The 18674-nt window shown below is 57.2% G+C and carries 18 protein-coding genes; 12 read left to right on the plus strand and 6 right to left on the minus strand.

Annotation, left to right across the window (positions count from 1 at the left end; all coding sequences use genetic code 11):
• Positions 1 to 13: 13 nt before the first annotated feature.
• From DXXMK7_RS07545 to DXXMK7_RS07555, 3 genes are read right to left on the minus strand one after another with little or no spacing between them, the layout of a single operon-like run.
• Positions 14 to 880: an ABC transporter permease gene (locus DXXMK7_RS07545; RefSeq protein WP_038918543.1), complete on the minus strand. Its 867-nt coding sequence runs from the start codon at positions 878 to 880 to the stop codon at positions 14 to 16.
• Positions 840 to 1691 carry an ABC transporter ATP-binding protein gene (locus DXXMK7_RS07550; RefSeq protein ID WP_038918545.1) on the minus strand — a complete coding sequence of 284 codons (852 nt, stop codon included), beginning with the start codon at positions 1689 to 1691 and terminating at the stop codon, positions 840 to 842. Before DXXMK7_RS07550 ends, DXXMK7_RS07545 begins: the two co-directional genes overlap by 41 nt.
• Positions 1692 to 1714: 23 nt before the next feature.
• Positions 1715 to 2683, minus strand: coding sequence for an ABC transporter substrate-binding protein (locus DXXMK7_RS07555; RefSeq protein ID WP_049842417.1), 969 nt, complete (start codon positions 2681 to 2683; stop codon positions 1715 to 1717).
• Positions 2684 to 3101: 418 nt separating this feature from the next.
• Here DXXMK7_RS07555 and DXXMK7_RS07560 point away from each other — a divergent pair, with 418 nt between their 5' ends.
• The 3 genes from DXXMK7_RS07560 (at position 3102) to DXXMK7_RS07570 (ending at position 6040) form a co-directional block, all read left to right on the plus strand.
• Positions 3102 to 4124 (plus strand): malate/lactate/ureidoglycolate dehydrogenase, encoded by a 1023-nt coding sequence (locus DXXMK7_RS07560; RefSeq protein ID WP_038918546.1) that lies wholly within the window; start codon positions 3102 to 3104, stop codon positions 4122 to 4124.
• Between the two features lie 180 nt (positions 4125 to 4304).
• Entirely contained in the window at positions 4305 to 5318 is a 1014-nt protein-coding gene (locus DXXMK7_RS07565) for a D-cysteine desulfhydrase (protein ID WP_038918548.1), read from the plus strand.
• Positions 5318 to 6040 carry an aspartate/glutamate racemase family protein gene (locus tag DXXMK7_RS07570; protein ID WP_038918549.1) on the plus strand — a complete coding sequence of 241 codons (723 nt, stop codon included), beginning with the start codon at positions 5318 to 5320 and terminating at the stop codon, positions 6038 to 6040. The genes DXXMK7_RS07565 and DXXMK7_RS07570 overlap by 1 nt, the downstream gene beginning before the upstream one ends.
• Positions 6041 to 6127: 87 nt before the next feature.
• On the opposite strand, the gene DXXMK7_RS07575 is transcribed toward DXXMK7_RS07570, so the two are convergent.
• The gene (locus DXXMK7_RS07575) at positions 6128 to 7468 is read right to left on the minus strand and encodes an anaerobic C4-dicarboxylate transporter (RefSeq protein ID WP_038918550.1); all 1341 of its coding nucleotides are present in this window, start codon (positions 7466 to 7468) and stop codon (positions 6128 to 6130) included.
• Positions 7469 to 8618: 1150 nt separating this feature from the next.
• On the opposite strand from DXXMK7_RS07575, the gene patD reads away from it, so the two are divergent.
• The gene (gene patD / locus DXXMK7_RS07580; RefSeq protein ID WP_038918551.1) at positions 8619 to 10055 is read left to right on the plus strand and encodes an aminobutyraldehyde dehydrogenase; all 1437 of its coding nucleotides are present in this window, start codon (positions 8619 to 8621) and stop codon (positions 10053 to 10055) included.
• A 278-nt stretch (positions 10056 to 10333) separates the two neighbouring features.
• Positions 10334 to 11752 (plus strand): putrescine aminotransferase, encoded by a 1419-nt coding sequence (gene ygjG, locus DXXMK7_RS07585; protein WP_038918552.1) that lies wholly within the window; start codon positions 10334 to 10336, stop codon positions 11750 to 11752.
• Between the two features lie 105 nt (positions 11753 to 11857).
• Here the strand turns inward: ygjG and DXXMK7_RS07590 are convergent, their stop codons facing one another.
• Positions 11858 to 12160: a hypothetical protein gene (locus DXXMK7_RS07590; RefSeq protein WP_082202624.1), complete on the minus strand. Its 303-nt coding sequence runs from the start codon at positions 12158 to 12160 to the stop codon at positions 11858 to 11860.
• Between the two features lie 194 nt (positions 12161 to 12354).
• Here DXXMK7_RS07590 and DXXMK7_RS07595 point away from each other — a divergent pair, with 194 nt between their 5' ends.
• Positions 12355 to 13047, plus strand: coding sequence for a hypothetical protein (locus tag DXXMK7_RS07595; protein ID WP_038918553.1), 693 nt, complete (start codon positions 12355 to 12357; stop codon positions 13045 to 13047).
• 214 nt (positions 13048 to 13261) lie between these two features.
• Here the strand turns inward: DXXMK7_RS07595 and DXXMK7_RS21805 are convergent, their stop codons facing one another.
• Positions 13262 to 13741 carry an Hcp family type VI secretion system effector gene (locus DXXMK7_RS21805; protein ID WP_071605189.1) on the minus strand — a complete coding sequence of 160 codons (480 nt, stop codon included), beginning with the start codon at positions 13739 to 13741 and terminating at the stop codon, positions 13262 to 13264.
• Positions 13742 to 14175: 434 nt separating this feature from the next.
• Here DXXMK7_RS21805 and phnF point away from each other — a divergent pair, with 434 nt between their 5' ends.
• Genes phnF through phnK form a run of 6 tightly spaced genes read left to right on the plus strand, consistent with a single transcriptional unit; the run spans position 14176 to position 18654 of the window.
• Positions 14176 to 14895 (plus strand): phosphonate metabolism transcriptional regulator PhnF, encoded by a 720-nt coding sequence (gene phnF, locus DXXMK7_RS07605; RefSeq protein WP_038918555.1) that lies wholly within the window; start codon positions 14176 to 14178, stop codon positions 14893 to 14895.
• Complete coding sequence (gene phnG / locus DXXMK7_RS07610) at positions 14896 to 15345, plus strand: phosphonate C-P lyase system protein PhnG (protein WP_038918556.1); 450 nt, start codon at positions 14896 to 14898, stop codon at positions 15343 to 15345.
• Complete coding sequence (phnH, locus tag DXXMK7_RS07615; protein ID WP_038918557.1) at positions 15342 to 15917, plus strand: phosphonate C-P lyase system protein PhnH; 576 nt, start codon at positions 15342 to 15344, stop codon at positions 15915 to 15917. Before phnG ends, phnH begins: the two co-directional genes overlap by 4 nt.
• Positions 15917 to 17008, plus strand: coding sequence for a carbon-phosphorus lyase complex subunit PhnI (locus DXXMK7_RS07620; RefSeq protein ID WP_038918558.1), 1092 nt, complete (start codon positions 15917 to 15919; stop codon positions 17006 to 17008). Before phnH ends, DXXMK7_RS07620 begins: the two co-directional genes overlap by 1 nt.
• A complete protein-coding gene (locus DXXMK7_RS07625) occupies positions 16986 to 17840 on the plus strand; it encodes an alpha-D-ribose 1-methylphosphonate 5-phosphate C-P-lyase PhnJ (RefSeq protein WP_038918559.1) in 855 nt (284 codons plus the stop codon). Before DXXMK7_RS07620 ends, DXXMK7_RS07625 begins: the two co-directional genes overlap by 23 nt.
• Entirely contained in the window at positions 17827 to 18654 is an 828-nt protein-coding gene (phnK, locus tag DXXMK7_RS07630; protein WP_231348854.1) for a phosphonate C-P lyase system protein PhnK, read from the plus strand. The genes DXXMK7_RS07625 and phnK overlap by 14 nt, the downstream gene beginning before the upstream one ends.
• The last annotated feature ends 20 nt before the right edge of the window (positions 18655 to 18674 follow it).

Consider the following 18674-nt stretch of genomic DNA (forward strand, 5'->3'; position numbering starts at 1 on the left):
TTTTCTGCGCAGCCTAGCGCTGCATACCCCATTTGCGGACGGTCAGGCGCTCCAGCGTGGAGAAGATCAGCCCTTCCACCAGTAACCCGATCAGGATCACCGAAGCCAGCCCGGCGAACACGCGGTCGGTATACAACTCGTTGCGGTTCTGAAAGATGTACCATCCCAACCCGCCTTTGCCGCTGGAGGCGCCAAACACCAGTTCGGCGGCGATCAACGTGCGCCAGGCAAAAGCCCAGCCGATTTTCAGCCCGGAAATGATCGCCGGCAGCGCCGCCGGGATCAGCATGTGGACGACGTAGCGCCAGCCGGTCAGGCCATAGTTGCGCCCGGCCATGCGCAGGGTGTCGGAAACGCCGAGAAAACCGCTGTAGGCGTTGAGCGCCATCGGCCACATCACCGAATGCACCAGCACGAAAACCAGACTTTTTTCACCGAGGCCGAACCACAGCAGCGCCAGCGGCAGCAGCGCGATAGCGGGTAATGGGTTAAGCATCGCGGTGAGCAACGCCAGTAAGTCGCGCCCCAGTTGCACCGACACCGCCAGCGTACTGAGCAACAGCGCCAGCACGCTGCCGATGACATAACCTTTCAGCAGCGTGCCGAGGGATACCGCTATTTTCTGCGGCAGTTCGCCGCTCAACATATCCTGACGGAACGCCTGTAATGTCTGGAGAAAGCCGGGCAGCATCAGGTCGTTGTTCTGCCAGCGGGCGGCGACTTCCCACAACGCCAGCAGCAACAGCACCAATATCAGCCGACGCAGTAAGGTATGTTGCGCCAGCCGGGTCAGCCACGGCAGCGGCGCTTCCAGCGTGTCGGGCGGCAACGGCGTCAGCTCACGCTGATACTCGGGCCTGACCGGGGGAGATGTATTCATGGGATACCTCAGGTGAAGCCGATGCGCCGCGAGAGGCCGGCGTCGACGGGAATAACAGATCGTGGATACGTCGGGCAGTGTGCTGGAAAGCATCGCCGCCGGCATCGTTCAGCGAAAACTGATGGCAGTTGATTTCCGCCCGCACCCGGCCGGGATGAGGGGACAACAGCAGGATCCGGCTGCCGACCACCAGCGCTTCCTCGATGGAGTGGGTGACGAACAGCAGCGTGAAGCGCACCTCTTCCCACAGCGCCAGCAATTCCTCCTGCATCTTGCGGCGGGTGAGGGCGTCCAGCGCGGCGAAGGGTTCATCCATCAGCAGGATTTTCGGCTGCATCGCCAGCGCGCGGGCGATCGCCACCCGCTGCTTCATGCCGCCGGACAACGTGTGCGGGTAGGCATCGGCGAATTTCGCCAGCCCGACCTTGTCGAGAAAGTGCAATGCCCGTTCGCGCGCCTCTGATTTGGTCAGTGTGCCGCTGGCGACCAGCGGGAACAGGGTGTTTTCCAGCACGGTTTTCCACGGCAGCAACTGGTCGAATTCCTGAAACACCATCATGCGATCCGGACCGGGGCGGGTGACCGGCTGGTTTTCCAACTGGATACTACCGCCGACTGGCGACAGAAATCCGCCGATCGCTTTCAGCAGGCTGGACTTGCCACAGCCGGACGGCCCCAGCAGCACGAAGCGCTCCGCCGGGAACACGTCAAAACTGACGTCATGGGTCGCCTGTATCTGCGCACGATGGGTGCGGTAACGCAGGTCAACGCCGTTGACCTGCAACAGCGGATGCAATGGATGAGCGGACATCGCAATCTCCTGTAGCCGGATAGTTAACTGCCCGGCTGATCGTGGATTTCATTGAAGAAGTAGTCTTTCCATGACGCGGCCTTGTTTTTCAGTACGCCAAGCTGTTGCAGTTTTTCGGCGTATACCGACGTTCGTTGCGGCACGATGGTGAAGTTCACCTCCGGGTCTTCGACGATGCGTTTGACCAGCGGTAGCGGCAGGCGCGAGTTTTCCACCCGGATATAGGTTTCAGCGGCGGCGGCCTTGTTGGCGTTGATAATGTCGGACGCCTCTTTCAGCGCGTCGTAAAAGGCGCGGTAGGTTTTCGGGTTTTCATCGTGGAATTTCTGGGTGGTGTAGAGCACGTTGAAGGTGCCCGGCCCGCCCAGCACGTCATAGGAACTCAGAATCTTGTGCACGTTCGGGTGTTCCAGCGCCTGATACTGGAACGGCGGGCTGGAAAAATGGGCGGTGATTTCCGACCCGCCGGCGATCAGCGCCGCGTTGGCGTCCGGGTGCGGCAGGCTGACGGTAATATTGTCGAAGCGTTTGTAGTCGCCGTCGCCGAACAGTTTGGCGGTTTCAATCTGCAACGTGCGCGACTGAAAGCCGACACCGGCGGCAGGGGTGGCGATACGGTCGCGGTCACTCAGGTCGCGCAGGGTTTTCACCGCCGGGTTATTGCTCAGCAGATAGTTCGGCATCGACCCCAGCGAGGCGATGGCGCGCACATTCTGTTTGCCCAACGTGCGGTCCCACAGAGTCAGCATCGGCGGCACCCCGGCGGACGCCACATCCAGCGCGCCGGACAGCAACGCCTCGTTGATCGCGGTGGCGCCGGACAGCGTGCGCCAGTCGACCTTGATGTCCAGCCCTTGCTGTTTACCGTGTTTCTCAATCAACTGCTGGTCGCGCACCACATCCAGAATCAGGTAGCCGATGCCGAACTGCTGGGCGATGCTGAGGCTGCCCTCCGCCTGTGCCGCCAGCGGCGCCGCACCCAGCGCGAGCATCAGTGCCAGTAGCCAACCGCGTTTGACGTGGCTGGAGGATGTATTCTGCCCGGTCGTGTTTTCAGCTCGATTTATTTTTACGACCCGGTTTATTTCTACAACCCTGTTTATTGCTATGAATTGCATTTCCACTGGCGCCATCGGTATAGTCTCACAGTCAGTTAATTATTTAATTAATAAAAGTCGGCGATCATTTTTTCATTTCTAACGAGATAATTTTCGCATGCTATTTTTATAATCCCCGACGGCAAAGCTTATTTGGAAATAAGTTATTTAAATTCTATTTATAGTTATTTTTGCTAAGTAGGGTCGATATTCTGCTAAGCAATAATATTGCTATGGTTTCCCGTATTATTCACTTACCCCGGTTTCCGCGAGGATTATAGTAAAACCTTTCTGATTTACGGGGACCCGGAGCATGCCTGTCTTTTCTCACGATTATTTACGTCATTATTTGCGCGAACGCCTGAACGAGGCGGAGGTGAACGCGGAGGTGGCCGGTCTGGTGGCGGATAATCTGGTGGAATCCAGCCTGAAAGGCCATGATTCTCACGGCGTCAGCATGTTGCCGCGCTATATCGCCGCGATTCGCGAAGGCGGGCTGGCACCGCATGCGCAGGCGGAAAAGACGCTTGACGCCGGGCCGATGCTGGCGTTTTCTGGGCAGCATGGCTTCGGCCAGGTGGTGGCCCGGCAGGCGATCGCTCAGGGGATTAAACGTGCGAAACAGCAGGGCGTGGCGGTACTCAGCCTGGCGGACGCGCACCATCTCGGGCGCATCGGCGCCTGGGCGGAACAGGCGGCGCAAGCGGGGCTGGTGTCGCTGCATTTCGCCAATGTCTACACCCGCCCGATCGTCATGCCCTGGCAGGGACAGCAACCGCGTTTCGGCACCAATCCGTTCTGCGCCGGGATCCCGGTAGAAGGCGGTTCGCCGGTGATTCTCGATTTCGCCACCAGTGTGATTGCCGGCAACAAGGCGCGCATCGCTTGGAACGAAGGCCGGTCATTGCCGTCGGGACAGATTGTCGACAATCAGGGCCAGCCATCGGTGGACCCGCGCTGGCTGATGGAAGAGCCGTTCGGCGCGCTGCTGGCGTTCGGCCAGCATAAAGGTTCCGGTCTGGCGCTGGTGTGCTCGCTGCTTGGCGCGGCGCTGACCGGCGGGGCGACGGAGCGCACCGCCACGGGTCAGGGTAAGCAGATCATCAACAGCATGCTGTCGATACTGATCGACCCGGAGCGGCTGGGCGGCGCGGCCAGCTATCAACAGGAAATCCCGGCGTTGCTGGATTGGGTGCGTCAGTCGCGGCCCGACGGCGGATTGCTGCTGCCCGGCGATCCGGAACAGCAGGCGTATCGCCAGCGGCTGGCGAACGGTATTTTCGTCGACGACACCAGTTGGCGGCAATTAACCGAGCTGGAACGCCAGGTGGCCTGATCCGGCGGCCAATCTGTGCGCCGCGCTTATTTTTATTACTTTTATCATCCTGCGTTTTTCCTTATTTCATGACGCTCTCTGCAACACGTTTTTATTTTTTCGTCAGTTCATTATCGTGGCTGAAATAAGATGAAACACGAGATGATTAAAACATATTGATTATTTCCCAAGGAGAAGAATATGCATCTCGCCCGTTTTCCCCGTTTGTCGCTGGGCCATTTTCCCACGCCGCTGGAACCGCTGCCGCGTTTATCGGCTTATCTCGGCGGCCCGACGATTTATATCAAACGCGATGACGCCACCGGGCTGGCGACCGGCGGCAACAAAACCCGCAAACTGGAGTTTCTGCTGGCGGAAGCGTTGCAACAGGACGCCGACATTATCATCACTCAGGGCGCCACCCAGTCCAACCATGTGCGCCAAACCATCGCCGCGGCGGCGAAGCTGGGGCTGAAGACTCAGGTTCTGCTGGAAAAGCGGGTCGAGGATTACGGCATTGATTACCAGCGCTCTGGCAACGTGTTGCTGGACAAGTTGCTGGGCGGCGAAATTGTCGATCACCTGCCGGCCGGCACCGACATGCAGCAGGCGATGGAAGCGCTGGCGGCGACGTTGCGCGAACAAGGCCATCGGCCTTATGTGATCCCCGGCGGCGGCTCCAGCCCGACCGGCGCGTTGGGGTATGTCGCCTGCGCCGAAGAACTGTTGTATCAGTCCAGCCAGCAGCGGCTGCGCATCGATCATATTGTGCACGCCACCGGCAGCACCGGCACTCAGGCGGGGCTGGTTACCGGGCTGACCGCCAGCAACAGCGGCATTCCGGTGCTGGGTATCAGCGTGCGGGCGCCGAAGGCGAAGCAGGAAGAGAATGTCTGGCTACTGGCGCAGCGCACCTGGCAGAAACTGGGGCTGGCGGGCGAGGTGCCGCGCGAAGCTGTTCAGGTCAACAGTGATTACGTCGGGCAGGGATACGGCATCCCCACCGCCGGGACGCTGGAAGCCCTGAAACTGGCGGCGCAGCTGGAAGGGATTTTGCTGGACCCGGTCTATTCCGGCAAGGCGCTGGCCGGGCTGATCGATCTGGTGCGTAAAGGGCAGTTTGGTAAAGACGACACCGTGCTGTTTATTCACACCGGCGGAGCGGCGGGACTGTTTGGTTACCGTCAGGCGTTCGAGCAGCAGGAAGGCTGGTGATGCCGACGCGTTTTCTGATCGGGGTGCTGGGCGGGATGGGGCCGCTCGCCACCGTCGATCTGTTGCAGAAAATCATCGCCGCCACGCCTGCGCAGCGCGACCAGCAACATGTACCGATGGCGGTATGGAATGTGCCGCAGATTCCGGATCGCCAGCGGGCGCTGGCCGGGATTGGCGAGTCGCCGCTGCCCGCCTTGCTGGACGGTATTGAACATCTCAACCGGCTGGACGTCAGTCACCTGATCATTCCCTGCAATACCGCGCATCACTGGTTTGATGAACTGCGCTCGGCCAGCCGCGCGCCGGTGTTGCACATTGCCGACGCTACGCTGGCGCAGACGCAGCTGGCGTTGGCCGGCACGCCGTCGCCGCGGGTGGGGGTCATCGCCACCCACGGTACGCTGGCGGCGGGCTGGTATCAGCAGCGGCTGGCGGCGTTGGATATCGAAACGGTGCTGCCCGACGAGCAGGAGATGGATAATCTGTTCGTGCCGGGTTGTTATGCGGTGAAACGTGGCGAAGTCGCGGCGGGCGGAGCGCTGTTCGGGCAACTGGCCGATCGATTGGCTGCACGCGGCGCCACCCAGCTGATTTTGGCCTGCACTGAAGTGGCGCCCGGGCTGGCGGCAGCGCAGTCGCGCTGGCTGGCGCGCAGTATCGACAGCACCGAGGCGCTGGCCCGGCGCTGTGTCGCGCTGTGGCGGGAACAGGCGGACCTGTAACGAGAAACCGCCCGACGGCTGGGACCGAACGGGCGGTTGGAGGGAGAAACGTCCGCTGCGCCGATGTGCCCGGCGCAGCGGGATAACTCAGTAATACCCGTACATGGCGGCGAACACCCAGCCGAACACGCAGGAGGTGCTGACGCCAATCAGACCGGGCAGGATGAAGCTGTGGTTAATCACAAACCGGCCGATGTGGGTGGTACCGGAGCGGTCGAACTGGATGGCGGCCAGATCGCTGGGGTAGGTCGGCAGAATGTAGTAACCGTAGCAAGCCGGCGCGGACGCCACGATGTACGCCGGGTCAACGCCAATCGCCAACGCTACCGGCACGATTGCGGCCAGCGCAGCGGCTTGCGAGTTGACGAACTTGGACACCAGCAGCAGGATCAGCGCATACGCCCACGGATACTCTTTCACCAGCGAGCCCAGCGTATCCTTGATTTGCGTCAGGTGCGCGCCGAACATGGTTTCGGCCATCCAGGCGATGCCGTACACCGCGACAATCGCGATCATCCCAGAGCGGAACACTTCGTTTTTCGAAATCGACCCCGGATTGGTTTTGGTGGCGATGATGATGACGGCGCCGGACAGCAGCATGAACATCTGAATCACCAGCACCATCGACAGCGGTTTACCGCCGAAGGACGGACGCAGGCTTTCCACCGCGCCCAGCAGTGCTACCGCAGCGATAGTGGCAAGGAAGATCCACATGGCGACCCAGTTGCTGCGCGGCAGTTTGCGGTCCAGCAGGGTGGCGGTGTCGCCGTAAACGTATTCGCGGTTTTCCGGTACGGAAATGAATTTCTGGAATTCCGGGTCCTTGTCCAGGTCTTTACCCCTGAACCAACTGAAAATCCCGATGGCCAGAATACCCAACAGGGTAGAGGGAATCGTGATTGCCAGTAAGTCCAGGAATTCAAGGTGTTTGCCGTGGAAGGTGAATTTACCCAGCATAGCGACCAGCGACACCACCGCTACCGATACCGGGCTGGCGATGATCCCCATCTGCGCGCCGATCGAACTGGCGGCCATCGGCCGTTCCGGACGGATGTTGTTCTTGATGGCGACGTCGTAAATAATCGGCAGAATGGTATACACCACGTGGCCGGTGCCGCACAGAATAGTCAGCGTACAGGTCACGAACGGCGCAATGATCGACACATATTTCGGGTTGCGTCGCAGCATTTTTTCCGCCACCTGCAGCATCACATCCAGCCCGCCGGAGGCTTGCAACGTAGCAGAAGCGGCCACCACGGAAATGATGACCAGCATCACGTCGACCGGCGGTTTCCCAGGTTCCAGTTTAAAAATGAAAACCAGAATGACGAGTCCGATACCCCCTAATAATCCGAGCGCGATACCACCTTTTCGCGCGCCGTAAAACAGGCAGATCAGGACTATGATAAGTTGAATGATAAAGTCCATAGATTCCCCATTGCTCAAAATGACGAGTTAATTAATTGAGATTGGATTACTGTCGTCATGGGTACTATAGAGATTATTCCGTCTGTTTTTTCTTGATCTAAATCTACTATTCCAACTGTTTCTTTCCCTGATGGCGAATTAACGGGATGCGCGGCGAGAATAAAAAACGTCTGATTTTTTTAGTTTATTAATTATAAGATTAATTTTATAATTCTTAATAAAGATGAGTTGTCGTGAATTTGTTTCATTGGTTTTATTATTGCAGCGGTTTGTTTTGATAAGTGTTTTGTTTTTGTTGTGCTGGTGTTTTTTTATGGTTGTGTTTTTGCTCCAGTAAAGTGAGTAGGGTGAAAATGAACATCGTTTTAAAAATGTGGCAATAATAAATTATTATTTCAATGTGTTGATTTTAAAGAATTTTCTATAAATACAATTCTTCGCTATCACTCTATTTTTTAATGTCAACCGAGTATGGAAGTGGTCGGGAATAAATGATAATAATTCACGGCGGTTCTGAGCGTGTTATTTTATAAATCTACCGATGGCATCACATTATTTCATTTGTGGGTAAAATGAATATGACGAAGAACGATTAATAGTTTTTCTGGTTATTAAAATAAAACCGTCATGCGTGTTTTTATCTATTAAGCGTGCGTCACGCATCAGTGCGGGGGCAGACTAAAGCCCGTTGAAACGGGAATGACAGGTCAGCATTCATTTTGCCCCGCAGGCGTCGACCCATTCGACCATCGCCGGACAGCCGTTCGCACGTTGCAACCCATCAATCACCCCCTGTCGGTCTTCCGGCGTTCTGTTCTGGCTGACTTTCCATTTACCGTCGAGTGTCGCGCTCGGGGTTTCCAACCCTACGCTGCCGTTAAGTTGGGCGATGCTCTAATCGCGCCCGTCTGATGTTATTGATGTTGTTTCCCGGTCACGCTCTCTTTGCAATCTCTCAGCTACGCTTGAAGGGTTCAGCTACGCCTGAAGTAGGGTAAATGCGGTTTTTCAGCGGCGCACGCATCGTCGCCGTGAAGATGGCAGGTATTTTGCACTATTTTGCACTATTTGGCACAGAGGTCTTTTACACGAGTGTTTCGCAATACAACCGCTACGGTACGTCTACAGCTATCGCTTCGAGGGACAGGGTATGCACGACAATTTACTGACTGACATGTTGATTGACGGAAAACGGGTGTCGGGCAAAGGGGAGCCTTACACGGTATACAACCCGGCGACCGGCGAAGCCATCGCCGCCATTGCGCAGGCGGACCTGACACAGGTGGATGCCGCGGTGATGGCGGCGGACGCCGCGTTTGCCCATTGGGGGCAGACCACGCCGAAAACACGCGCCGCGCTGCTGCTGAAACTGGCGGACTTGATTGAGGCGCACGGCGAAACGCTGGCCCGGCTGGAGTCGCTAAACTGCGGCAAACCCTATCACGCGGCGCTGAATGATGAAATTCCGGCGGTGGCGGACGTGTTCCGCTTCTTCGCGGGGGCGGCGCGCTGCCTGAACGGTTCGGCGGCAGGCGAGTATCTGGAAGGGCATACTTCAATGATTCGCCGCGATCCGGTCGGCGTCGTCGCCTCTATCGCCCCCTGGAATTATCCGCTGATGATGGCGGCGTGGAAGCTGGCCCCGGCGCTGGCGGCGGGGAACTGCGCGGTGCTGAAGCCGGCGGAGCAAACGCCGCTGACGACGCTGTATCTGGCCAGCCTGCTGGCCGACCTGTTCCCACCGGGCGTGGTCAATATTTTGTTCGGACAGGGACGAGAAATCGGTGATGCGCTGACCGGCCACGAGCGGGTGCGCATGGTATCGCTGACCGGTTCGATCGCCACCGGTTCGCATATCATCGGTAATGCGGCGGCCAGCGTAAAACGCACCCACATGGAACTGGGCGGCAAGGCGCCGGTGATTGTGTTTGACGATGCCGACCTGGAGCAGGTGGTGGATGGTATTCGCAGTTTCGGTTTTTACAACGCCGGGCAGGATTGCACCGCCGCCTGCCGCCTGTATGTGCAGCGCCCGGTGTATGAACAACTGGTGACGAAGCTGGGCGAAGCGGTCGCTACCCTGAAGATTGGCGCGCCCGACGCCCCTGCCACCGAACTGGGGCCGCTGATTACCGCCGAGCAACTGGAGCGGGTCGCCGGTTTTGTCGATCGCGCCCGCGCGCAATCACATATTCGGCTGATCACCGGCGGGGAGCGGGTGCCCGGCGGCGGTTACTATTTTCAGCCCACGGTTCTGGCGGATGCCCGGCAGGAGGACGAAATCGTCCAGCGGGAAGTGTTTGGCCCGGTCATCTCCATTACGCCGTTTGACGACGAAGCGCAGGTGGTGGCGTGGGCTAACGACTCACGCTACGGGCTGGCGTCCTCGGTGTGGACCCGCGACATCGGTCGCGCCCATCGCGTCGCCGCCTGCCTGGAATACGGCTGCACCTGGGTCAATACCCACTTTATGCTGGTGAGCGAGATGCCGCACGGCGGCCAGAAGCTGTCCGGCTACGGCAAGGACATGTCTGTCTACGGTCTGGAGGATTACACCGTGGTGCGGCACGTCATGATCCGTCATTGACGGTATGACGAGTATGGACCGGTGACGAAAAAGTGCCCGGTGCTGGGGCGGATTGCACAGCAATAGTGCGTCCGCCTTGTTTTTTGAGCGTTTTTTGCTCTTTATAAGGCTGCTAACGGCAGGGGGTGATACGAAATATATTATTTTGTTTATAAAGTGTTTCAAAAATAGACAATGGCAGGAGGAAATCGTGATTTCCAAATCGGGTGGGCAAGTGGTGCGTTATATGCATTACTTAAATTGGTATCACGTGATACCTCACCCCCAAGGAGCTCATTTTGTCCAGACCACTGTCACATCTTAACCCGCTAGAGTGTTCTCAGCAGGCCCTTGACTTGATTATGAGCGATACCCTATCCGCCGACGCGATGGCGGCGCTCAACCATGAAACCCTTAACGCTTTTCGTGAATACGTCAATCCCGGTTTTCTGGAGTACAGAAAATCCGTCACCTCCGGTGGCAGCTACGGTGCGGTAGAATGGCGCGCCAGCGGCCCCAACACGCTGCTTGATACGCAGGGCAATGAATACCTCGACTGTCTTGGCGGCTATGGCATTTTCAACGTCGGTCATCGTAACCCTACGGTGGTGGCGGCGGTGGAAAAACAGCTGTCCAAACAGCCGCTGCACAGCCAGGAACTGCTGGACCCGCTGCGCGCCATGCTGGCGAAAACGCTGGCGGCCATCACGCCCGGCAAGCTGAAGTACAGCTTCTTTAGCAACAGCGGTACCGAGTCGGTGGAAGCGGCGCTGAAGCTGGCGAAAGCCTATCAGTCTCCGCGCGGCAAGTTCAGCTTCATCGCCACCCACGGCGCGTTCCACGGCAAGTCGCTGGGGGCGTTGTCCGCTACCGCCAAGCCGGTGTTCCGTCGCCCGTTCATGCCGTTATTGCCGGATTTCCACCACGTGGCGTTTGGCGATATTCAGGCTATGCGGCAGAAAGTCGAACAGTGTCAGCGCAACGGCGAAGGCATCGCCGCGGTGATTCTGGAGCCGATTCAGGGCGAAGGCGGGGTAATCGTGCCGCCCGAGCAGTATCTGCCCTCCGTTCGCGCCTTGTGCGATGAAATTGGCGCGTTGCTGATTCTGGATGAAGTGCAGACCGGCATGGGGCGCACCGGCAAGATGTTCGCCTGCGAGCACTATGGCGTACAGCCGGATATCCTCTGTCTGGCCAAGGCGCTCGGCGGCGGCGTAATGCCGATTGGCGCGACGGTCGCCACCGAAGAGGTGTTTTCGGTGCTGTTTGACAACCCGTTCCTGCATACCACCACGTTTGGCGGCAACCCGCTGGCCTGCGCGGCGGCGCTGGCGACGGTCAACGTGCTGTTGCGCGACAATCTGGCGGAGCAGGCGGCGCGTCAGGGGGCGTTTTTGCTGGCCGGGCTGCAACGGCTGGCGGCGGCGTACCCGGACCTGATCGTGGAAGCGCGCGGTAAAGGGCTGTTGCAGGCAATTGAATTTAAAGAAAACGCGATTGGCTATGCCTTTGCCAGCGAACTGTTCCAGCGCCGGGTGCTGGTGGCGGGCACGCTGAACAACGCCAAGTCGATTCGCATCGAACCACCGTTGACCATCACCCACGAACAATGTCAGCACGTACTGCAGGAGGCGGAACGAGCGCTGGCGAGGCTACGGGCAACCGGTGTGGATGACGCCAAACCCAAACCTATCAATAAGGAACTCGCACTCCAGTGAACACCCACCCTTATGCGTTCAGCCCGGTGCTGAGCCGATACGTTAAGCCAGTCTGATTATTCGACTGGCTTTTTTTTGGCAAATCTGTCGGGTATTGAAGCGAAATTAAAAATCATATTCGCTGAGTTTGTCTGCTATCTGCTGATTTCCTTTGTACTTATGTCTGAGTTCGTTCTGCTGCTTTTTCGCCGGCTTGCAGTATTTATCCACTTTCCGCTCAATGCCCCGCTGGCGTGATTTAGGCAGCGCGCTGTCCCACTCTCCGGAGAAATATTGGCATTCCTCCGCGTTATCTAAAAAACGTTGCACGTCATCAGGAAAATGAACGGTATTCGCTAACGTAACCTGCCACGGTAACAGGCAAAAGATCATGACGATGCTTGATGTGCTGTTGCTGATTTTCTGCATTTTATTCACTTATATTGGGAGAGATAAAGAAAACTGTTTCAAATAAAAATATCAAACGTGATTTATAGTATTAACTGATGTTACAATGGTGTAGTTATAATAGTGGTAATTACATGGTTTTTACTATAAAATTTAGAGTTAATGCTTTTAAATCTCGGGAAGCTCAACAACTGACATTAACAGGGATTACAGTAATGAATTACATGGATCGGTACTTACAGCAGAAGTTAGAAGCCGAAAAAAACTTGGCATTGAATGCTGATCATACAGGAAAAGCATTGAGTGATATTGCAAAGGATACCGTTGAAACAATCGAGGTTGGTGCTAAGAGGCTCATCTGGAGAACTTCTGTTTTTTTTGAAGGCTATGAAGATGTGAATGAAAAAATCAACGTTGAAGATACCCGGATGGCTAAGAACATATGGAGGGTTGTAAAAGAAGGTAATGCTATATTTAGAATAACAGAATTATATGTCAATGAGATTTTAAAGAATAGAGATTTTGATGCGGTATATAAGATTTTACTAAAACATACATCTAAGTTTATATTTACTGGTGTGACAAAAACGGCGATTGCATATTCTATAGCTAAAGTTTTATCAGAGCAGCTCTACTTCAATATGGTAGTCAGAAGAAGACTTCAGTCGTTTTCTAATATATCTATTTTTGCATTTACATTATATGGAAATGTCGAACATGCTTCTGTATCCGCAGATAGACTAAAGCGAGAGTTCCCGGAATTTTATTGGGCTCTATACTCTGAGAGGTTGGAAATGGTTTATTTCGTTGTTGAACCAGCTTTTTCCAAACATATAAATCGCATAAAGAAAATCAGAACGGACGAGGAAGCGGCTTTAACATTGTTAGATTTATCAAATGGTGATTGATGTGATTAGGTATATTATTAAGTTTTTAATGGGGCTCGCTAGTGATATTTTATGGGGCGTTATCCCTGTTATTCTTATCGTAATGTGTTCTGTTATCACATTAGAGTTCTTTCCAGATATTTGGGGGCGGTTAACATTAGGATTCACTGCAATGGTTTTGACTTGCGTTTGGTATAGAAAATAACCAGGTGTGATTGTAACACCTGGCTTGATCTTAAAGGGGATTTTCATTCCATATGCTATATCCCGAAGTCCCGGCTGTTTTGTGTGACCATGAAATTGATTTATATTTTAGTAGGATCTTCTCATATGGAATGGCATCGTTGTTGTTGATAGAGTGAGGATAGGTTGAAGATACATCAACAATTCTGGCATCTGCGAGCTTAATTTCATAAAATACTTCTAATTGTCCCGCTATATTTGTTCTATAGAAAAAGAATGTCGCTGTGAGGGACTCATTGGACGTTATCGATACACCCAGCAAAGGTGAGGATTTATCAATCGGCTTAATGAGTTGTATTGGATGGTGAGCAATGTTTTGTTCTCTGGTAATTGCGTGGTTAAGTCCCAGAACCTGAATTTGATTTTCATGTCCAGATTGATATCTATTTCCAATCGAGTCATGTGTTGAGCACCCGGATGATATTAACCCCTGTTGGTCACCCTCTAAGGTTAGATAAATAACATGAGACATAATTAACATCCTTATTGATTGAGTTGTTGTTTTTTATTCCTAGAGATGTTATTTCTAAATGAATTTTATTTCAATGTGAATTTCTCAGGTGGTATGATTTTATTTTATTTTTGCTGCTTGATGGTAATTGTAGTGAAAATACAATAGGGATATAAAACATTCGTTTATGAGTTAATAGAAAGAGTAAGTCTTTTTCCTCTATTACCGATTTTTTTCAAGTCTCTCCGCCTCACCACCTGTCCTTTTTCCTTCACTATTTCGTCATCCACGCTTCGCCAGTCTGTCACACAGCTTTGCCAACATAATCGCCAATCCCCCTGATTGAAGCGATGTACCGCGTTGCCCGCTGGCAGCACTCCGGTCGCGCTTCGTGGCTAACCGATCCGTGAGCGAATGTCCGCCCGGAAAGGCTCCCTGCGAGCAGGAGTTTTTTTATGGACATGATATCTAGACATCCTACCACTGTGTATCAGGCCATCGCCGCCCGGCTGGAAGAAGAACTGCGCACCGTCTACCGCTGCGGCGACTATCTGCCGTCCGAGCAGCAACTGGCGGCGCACTACGAGGTTAATCGCCATACGCTGCGGCGAGCGGTGGACGAACTGGTCAACAAAGGGTTGGTACAGCGTCGGCATGGCGTCGGCATTCTGGTGCTGATGCGTCCCTATGACTATCCGCTGCATGCGCAGGCGCGTTTCAGCCAGAACTTGCTGGAGCAGGGCAGCCATCCCACCAGCGAGCGGTTGCTGGCGGTGTTGCGCCCGGCCAACGCCGAGGTGGCGGCGGCGCTGGGGCGGGAAGAGGGCGATGAAGTGATCCACCTGCGCACCCTGCGTCGGGTCAACGGCGTGCCGGTATCGGTGATCGATCACTACCTGCCGGAATTGAAATGGTGGCCGTCGTTACAGCGTTTCACCAGCGGCTCGCTGCACGATTTTCTGGCCCGCGAACTACAGCAATCCCTGACCCGTCGCCAGACCCGCATCAGCGCCCGGGCGTCGCAGGCGAAAGAAGCACAATTGCTGGAAGTGGCGCGGCAAACCCCGCTGATGTGCATTCGCACGCTCAATATCTGTAGCGGCAGCGGCCGGGTGGCGGAGTACTCCGTCAGTCTGGCGCGCGCCGACATGATCGAACTGACAATGGAGCACTGAATGGCAACCCAAACCGCAAGGCAACGCTGGCTGTCGGTACTGGCGCACAGCGACCCGGATCAACTGCGGCGCCACTGGCAACCGCTGAGTCTGCATCCGGTCTGGCAAACGCTACGGGCGCCTGAAACCGGGCTGGCTCGTTTGCAGGCGCGTATCGGCGCTACCGGCAATCGCTTCGTGCTGGGTGATGTCACCGTCACCCGCGCGGTGGTGCGGTTGGAAGACGGTACCTGCGGCTACAGCTACGTCACCGGCCGTAACAAGCCTCACGCCGAACTGTGCGCGTTAATCGACGCCCTGCTGCAACAACAGGGGACGCAAAGCGCGCTCTACCAACACCTGATCGTGCCGCTGGCCGCTACCCGTGACGAGCTGCGTCAGCAACGGGCGCGGGAAATCGCCAGCAGCAAGGTCGATTTCTTTACGCTGGTGCGAGGAGATAACACATGACGCTACTGGCAGGATTTTCCCATCCCTGGCGCGATGCGCAGTACGCCTTTCGCCGCATTCTTAAAGCGATGAGCGAACCGGGCGTGGTGGTGTCGCTGAATCACGATATCGGCTGGGATGGCTTATCGCCGTCCGCCACCGCGGTGGCGCTGACGCTGATGGACCGCGAAACGCCGCTGTGGCTGGACCCGGCGTTGTCGCAGGAGACGTTGTTGACCAACCTGCGGTTTCACACCGGCGTGAAGCTGGTGGAACGCGAGGCGGCGGCGTTCGCGCTGTTGCCGGTCAGCCGGGAACTGTCGCTGGACGGCTTTACCGCCGGCGACGAGATGGCACCGGAAAACAGCGTCACGCTGGTGCTGGAGGTGCCCGCGCTGGGCGGCGGACGCGCCTTGCGCCTGACTGGTCCGGGGATTGCCGAAGCGCGCATGATTGCGCCGCAGCTGCCCACCAGCGTGCGGGATTATCTGGAACAGCGCCCGCATCCGTTTCCCGCCGGGCTGGACTTCATTTTTACCTGCGGCGGCACGCTGATGGCGCTGCCGCGCACTACGCATGTGGAGGTGTGCTGATGTATGTCGCGGTGAAAGGGGGCGAAAAAGCCATTGAGGCCGCTCATCAGTTACAGGCTAACCTGCGGCGCGGCGACACCCGGCTCCCAGAGGTGCAGGCGGCGCAGATTGAACAGCAACTGGGGCTGGCGGTGGATCGGGTGATGACCGAAGGCGGTATTTACGACCGGGAACTGGCGGCGCTGGCGATCAAGCAGGCCAGCGGCGACCTGGTGGAGGCGATTTTTCTGCTGCGCGCCTACCGCACCACGCTGCCGCGGCTGGCGGACAGCCTGCCGTTGGATACCGGCCGCATGCAGCTGGAGCGGCGTATTTCGGCGGTGTACAAGGATCTGCCCGGCGGGCAGGTGCTTGGCCCCACTTATGACTATACCCACCGGCTGCTGGATTTTGTCCTGCTGGCGGAAGGCGAGCCGCCGCTCGCGCCAAAGGCGCAGGAACCGCTGGCGGACCACTGCCCGCACATGTTCGCCATGATGACGGCGGAAGGGCTGGCGGCGGCCGAACATGACGACGGCGGCGAGCCGCTGGATATCACCCGCGATCCGCCCGCCTACCCGATGCCGCGCAGCGCCCGGTTACAGCAACTGGCGCGCGGCGACGAAGGTTTCCTGCTGGCGCTGGGCTATTCCACCCAGCGTGGTTACGGCCGCACCCATCCGTTCGCCGGCGAGATTCGCACCGGTTATGTCACGGTGGAGATCGAGCCGGAAGAACTGGGCTTTGCGCTGGAAATCGGCGACATCCTGTTGACCGAATGCGAGATGGTCAACGGTTTTACCGTGCCGGAGGATGAGCCGCCGCACTTTACCCGCGGCTACGGGCTGGTGTTTGGCCGCGCCGAGCGCAAGGCGATGGCGATGGCGCTGGTGGACCGGGCATTGCAGGCGCCGGCCTATCAGGAGCCGGTCGGCAGCCCGGCGCAGGACGAAGAGTTTGTGCTGTCGCACGCGGACAATGTCGAGGCGGCCGGTTTCGTCTCCCACCTCAAGTTGCCGCATTACGTCGACTTTCAGGCCGAACTGGCGCTGCTGCGCCAGTTGCGCCAGTCACCGCAGGAGGAGCGCGATGAACACGCTGAGCGGATATAACCCCGGTTATCTGGACGAACAGAGTAAACGCACGATTCGGCGCGCCATCCTCAAAGCGGTGGCGATCCCCGGTTATCAGGTGCCGTTTGGCGGGCGGGAAATGCCGATGCCCTACGGCTGGGGCACCGGCGGCATACAACTGACCGCCAGCCTGATCGGCGATGACGACGTGCTGAAAGTCATCGATCAGGGGGCCGACGACACCACCAACGCGGTGTCGATCCGCCGTTTCTTCCAGCGGGTCAGCGAAGCCGCCGTCACCGAACGTACGGTAGACGCCACGCTGATCCAGACCCGGCACCGCATCCCGGAAACGCCGCTGCGCGAAGACCAAATCCTGATTTATCAGGTGCCGATCCCCGAACCGCTGCGCTTTATCGAGCCGCGTGAGACGGAAACACGCAAAATGCACGCGCTGGAGGAGTACGGCATCATGCAGGTGAAGCTGTACGAAGACATCGCCCGCTTCGGCCACATCGCCACCACCTACGCTTACCCGGTCAAGGTGAACGACCGCTACATCATGGACCCGTCGCCGATCCCGAAATTCGACAATCCGAAGATGCACATGATGCCGGCGCTGCAACTGTTCGGCGCCGGGCGCGAGAAGCGCATTTACGCCCTGCCGCCCTATACCCGGGTGGAAAGCCTCGATTTTGACGACCACCCGTTCAGCGTTCAGCGCTGGGACCAGCCCTGCGCACTGTGCGGTTCGCACGACAGTTATCTCGACGAGGTGGTGATGGACGATCAGGGCACTCGCTTGTTCGTCTGTTCCGATACCGATTATTGCCGCGAGCGTCAGGAGGCCGGGCACCATGAATCACATTAATCAGGCTGGCGTGGATCAGGCTGTCGTGCCGGTTGCGGGCGCCCCCGCTGGCCGCGACGACGAGACGCCGCTGTTGCAGGTACGCAACCTGACCCACCTGTACGCGCCCGGCAAGGGGTTCAGCGAGGTGTCGTTCGATCTGTACCCCGGCGAAGTGCTGGGCATCGTCGGCGAGTCCGGTTCCGGCAAGACCACGTTGCTGCGGGCGATTTCCGCCCGGCTGACGCCGCAGGCCGGGCAGATTGACTACCAGGGCCGCTCGCTGTACGCCATGAGCGAAAGCGATCGCCGCCGCCTGCTGCGCACCGAGTGGGGCGTGGTGCATCAGCATCCGCTGGATGGCCTGCGTCCCCGCGTGTCGGCGGGCGGCAACATCGGCGAACGGCTGATGGCGGTCGGCGCCCGTCACTATGGCGATATTCGTCGTCAGGCCGGTCAGTGGCTGCAGGATGTGGAGATCCCGCTGTCCCGGCTCGACGACCTGCCCACCACCTTTTCCGGCGGGATGCAGCAGCGGTTGCAGATCGCCCGCAATCTGGTGACCCATCCGAAGCTGGTGTTCATGGATGAACCTACCGGCGGGCTGGATGTGTCGGTGCAGGCGCGATTGCTGGATCTGCTGCGCACGCTGGTGCGCGACCTCGGTCTGGCGGTGGTGATCGTGACCCATGACCTCGGCGTGGCGCGTCTGCTGGCGCACCGGCTGTTGGTGATGCGCGAGGGCAGGGTAGTGGAAAGCGGCCTGACCGACCGGGTGCTGGATGATCCTCATCACCCTTACACCCAGTTGCTGGTGTCGTCGGTGTTGGGATAAGCGTGAATGGCGATGAGGTG

The sequence above is a fragment of the Dickeya sp. MK7 genome (genome assembly GCF_000406305.1).
In the GTDB taxonomy this organism is placed as follows: Bacteria; Pseudomonadota; Gammaproteobacteria; order Enterobacterales; family Enterobacteriaceae; genus Dickeya; species Dickeya fangzhongdai.

Bases quoted from the DNA above. Each gene is read 5' to 3' on its own strand.
- DXXMK7_RS07545 (WP_038918543.1), bottom strand. From the start codon at position 880: ATGAATACATCTCCCCCGGTCAGGCCCGAGTATCAGCGTGAGCTGACG.
- DXXMK7_RS07550 (WP_038918545.1), bottom strand. From the start codon at position 1,691: ATGTCCGCTCATCCATTGCATCCGCTGTTGCAGGTCAACGGCGTTGAC.
- DXXMK7_RS07555 (WP_049842417.1), bottom strand. From the start codon at position 2,683: ATGCTCGCGCTGGGTGCGGCGCCGCTGGCGGCACAGGCGGAGGGCAGC.
- DXXMK7_RS07560 (WP_038918546.1), top strand. From the start codon at position 3,102: ATGCCTGTCTTTTCTCACGATTATTTACGTCATTATTTGCGCGAACGC.
- DXXMK7_RS07565 (WP_038918548.1), top strand. From the start codon at position 4,305: ATGCATCTCGCCCGTTTTCCCCGTTTGTCGCTGGGCCATTTTCCCACG.
- DXXMK7_RS07570 (WP_038918549.1), top strand. From the start codon at position 5,318: ATGCCGACGCGTTTTCTGATCGGGGTGCTGGGCGGGATGGGGCCGCTC.
- DXXMK7_RS07575 (WP_038918550.1), bottom strand. From the start codon at position 7,468: ATGGACTTTATCATTCAACTTATCATAGTCCTGATCTGCCTGTTTTAC.
- patD (WP_038918551.1), top strand. From the start codon at position 8,619: ATGCACGACAATTTACTGACTGACATGTTGATTGACGGAAAACGGGTG.
- DXXMK7_RS07590 (WP_082202624.1), bottom strand. From the start codon at position 12,160: ATGCAGAAAATCAGCAACAGCACATCAAGCATCGTCATGATCTTTTGC.
- DXXMK7_RS07595 (WP_038918553.1), top strand. From the start codon at position 12,355: ATGAATTACATGGATCGGTACTTACAGCAGAAGTTAGAAGCCGAAAAA.
- DXXMK7_RS21805 (WP_071605189.1), bottom strand. From the start codon at position 13,741: ATGTCTCATGTTATTTATCTAACCTTAGAGGGTGACCAACAGGGGTTA.
- phnF (WP_038918555.1), top strand. From the start codon at position 14,176: ATGGACATGATATCTAGACATCCTACCACTGTGTATCAGGCCATCGCC.
- phnG (WP_038918556.1), top strand. From the start codon at position 14,896: ATGGCAACCCAAACCGCAAGGCAACGCTGGCTGTCGGTACTGGCGCAC.
- phnH (WP_038918557.1), top strand. From the start codon at position 15,342: ATGACGCTACTGGCAGGATTTTCCCATCCCTGGCGCGATGCGCAGTAC.
- DXXMK7_RS07620 (WP_038918558.1), top strand. From the start codon at position 15,917: ATGTATGTCGCGGTGAAAGGGGGCGAAAAAGCCATTGAGGCCGCTCAT.
- DXXMK7_RS07625 (WP_038918559.1), top strand. From the start codon at position 16,986: ATGAACACGCTGAGCGGATATAACCCCGGTTATCTGGACGAACAGAGT.
- phnK (WP_231348854.1), top strand. From the start codon at position 17,827: ATGAATCACATTAATCAGGCTGGCGTGGATCAGGCTGTCGTGCCGGTT.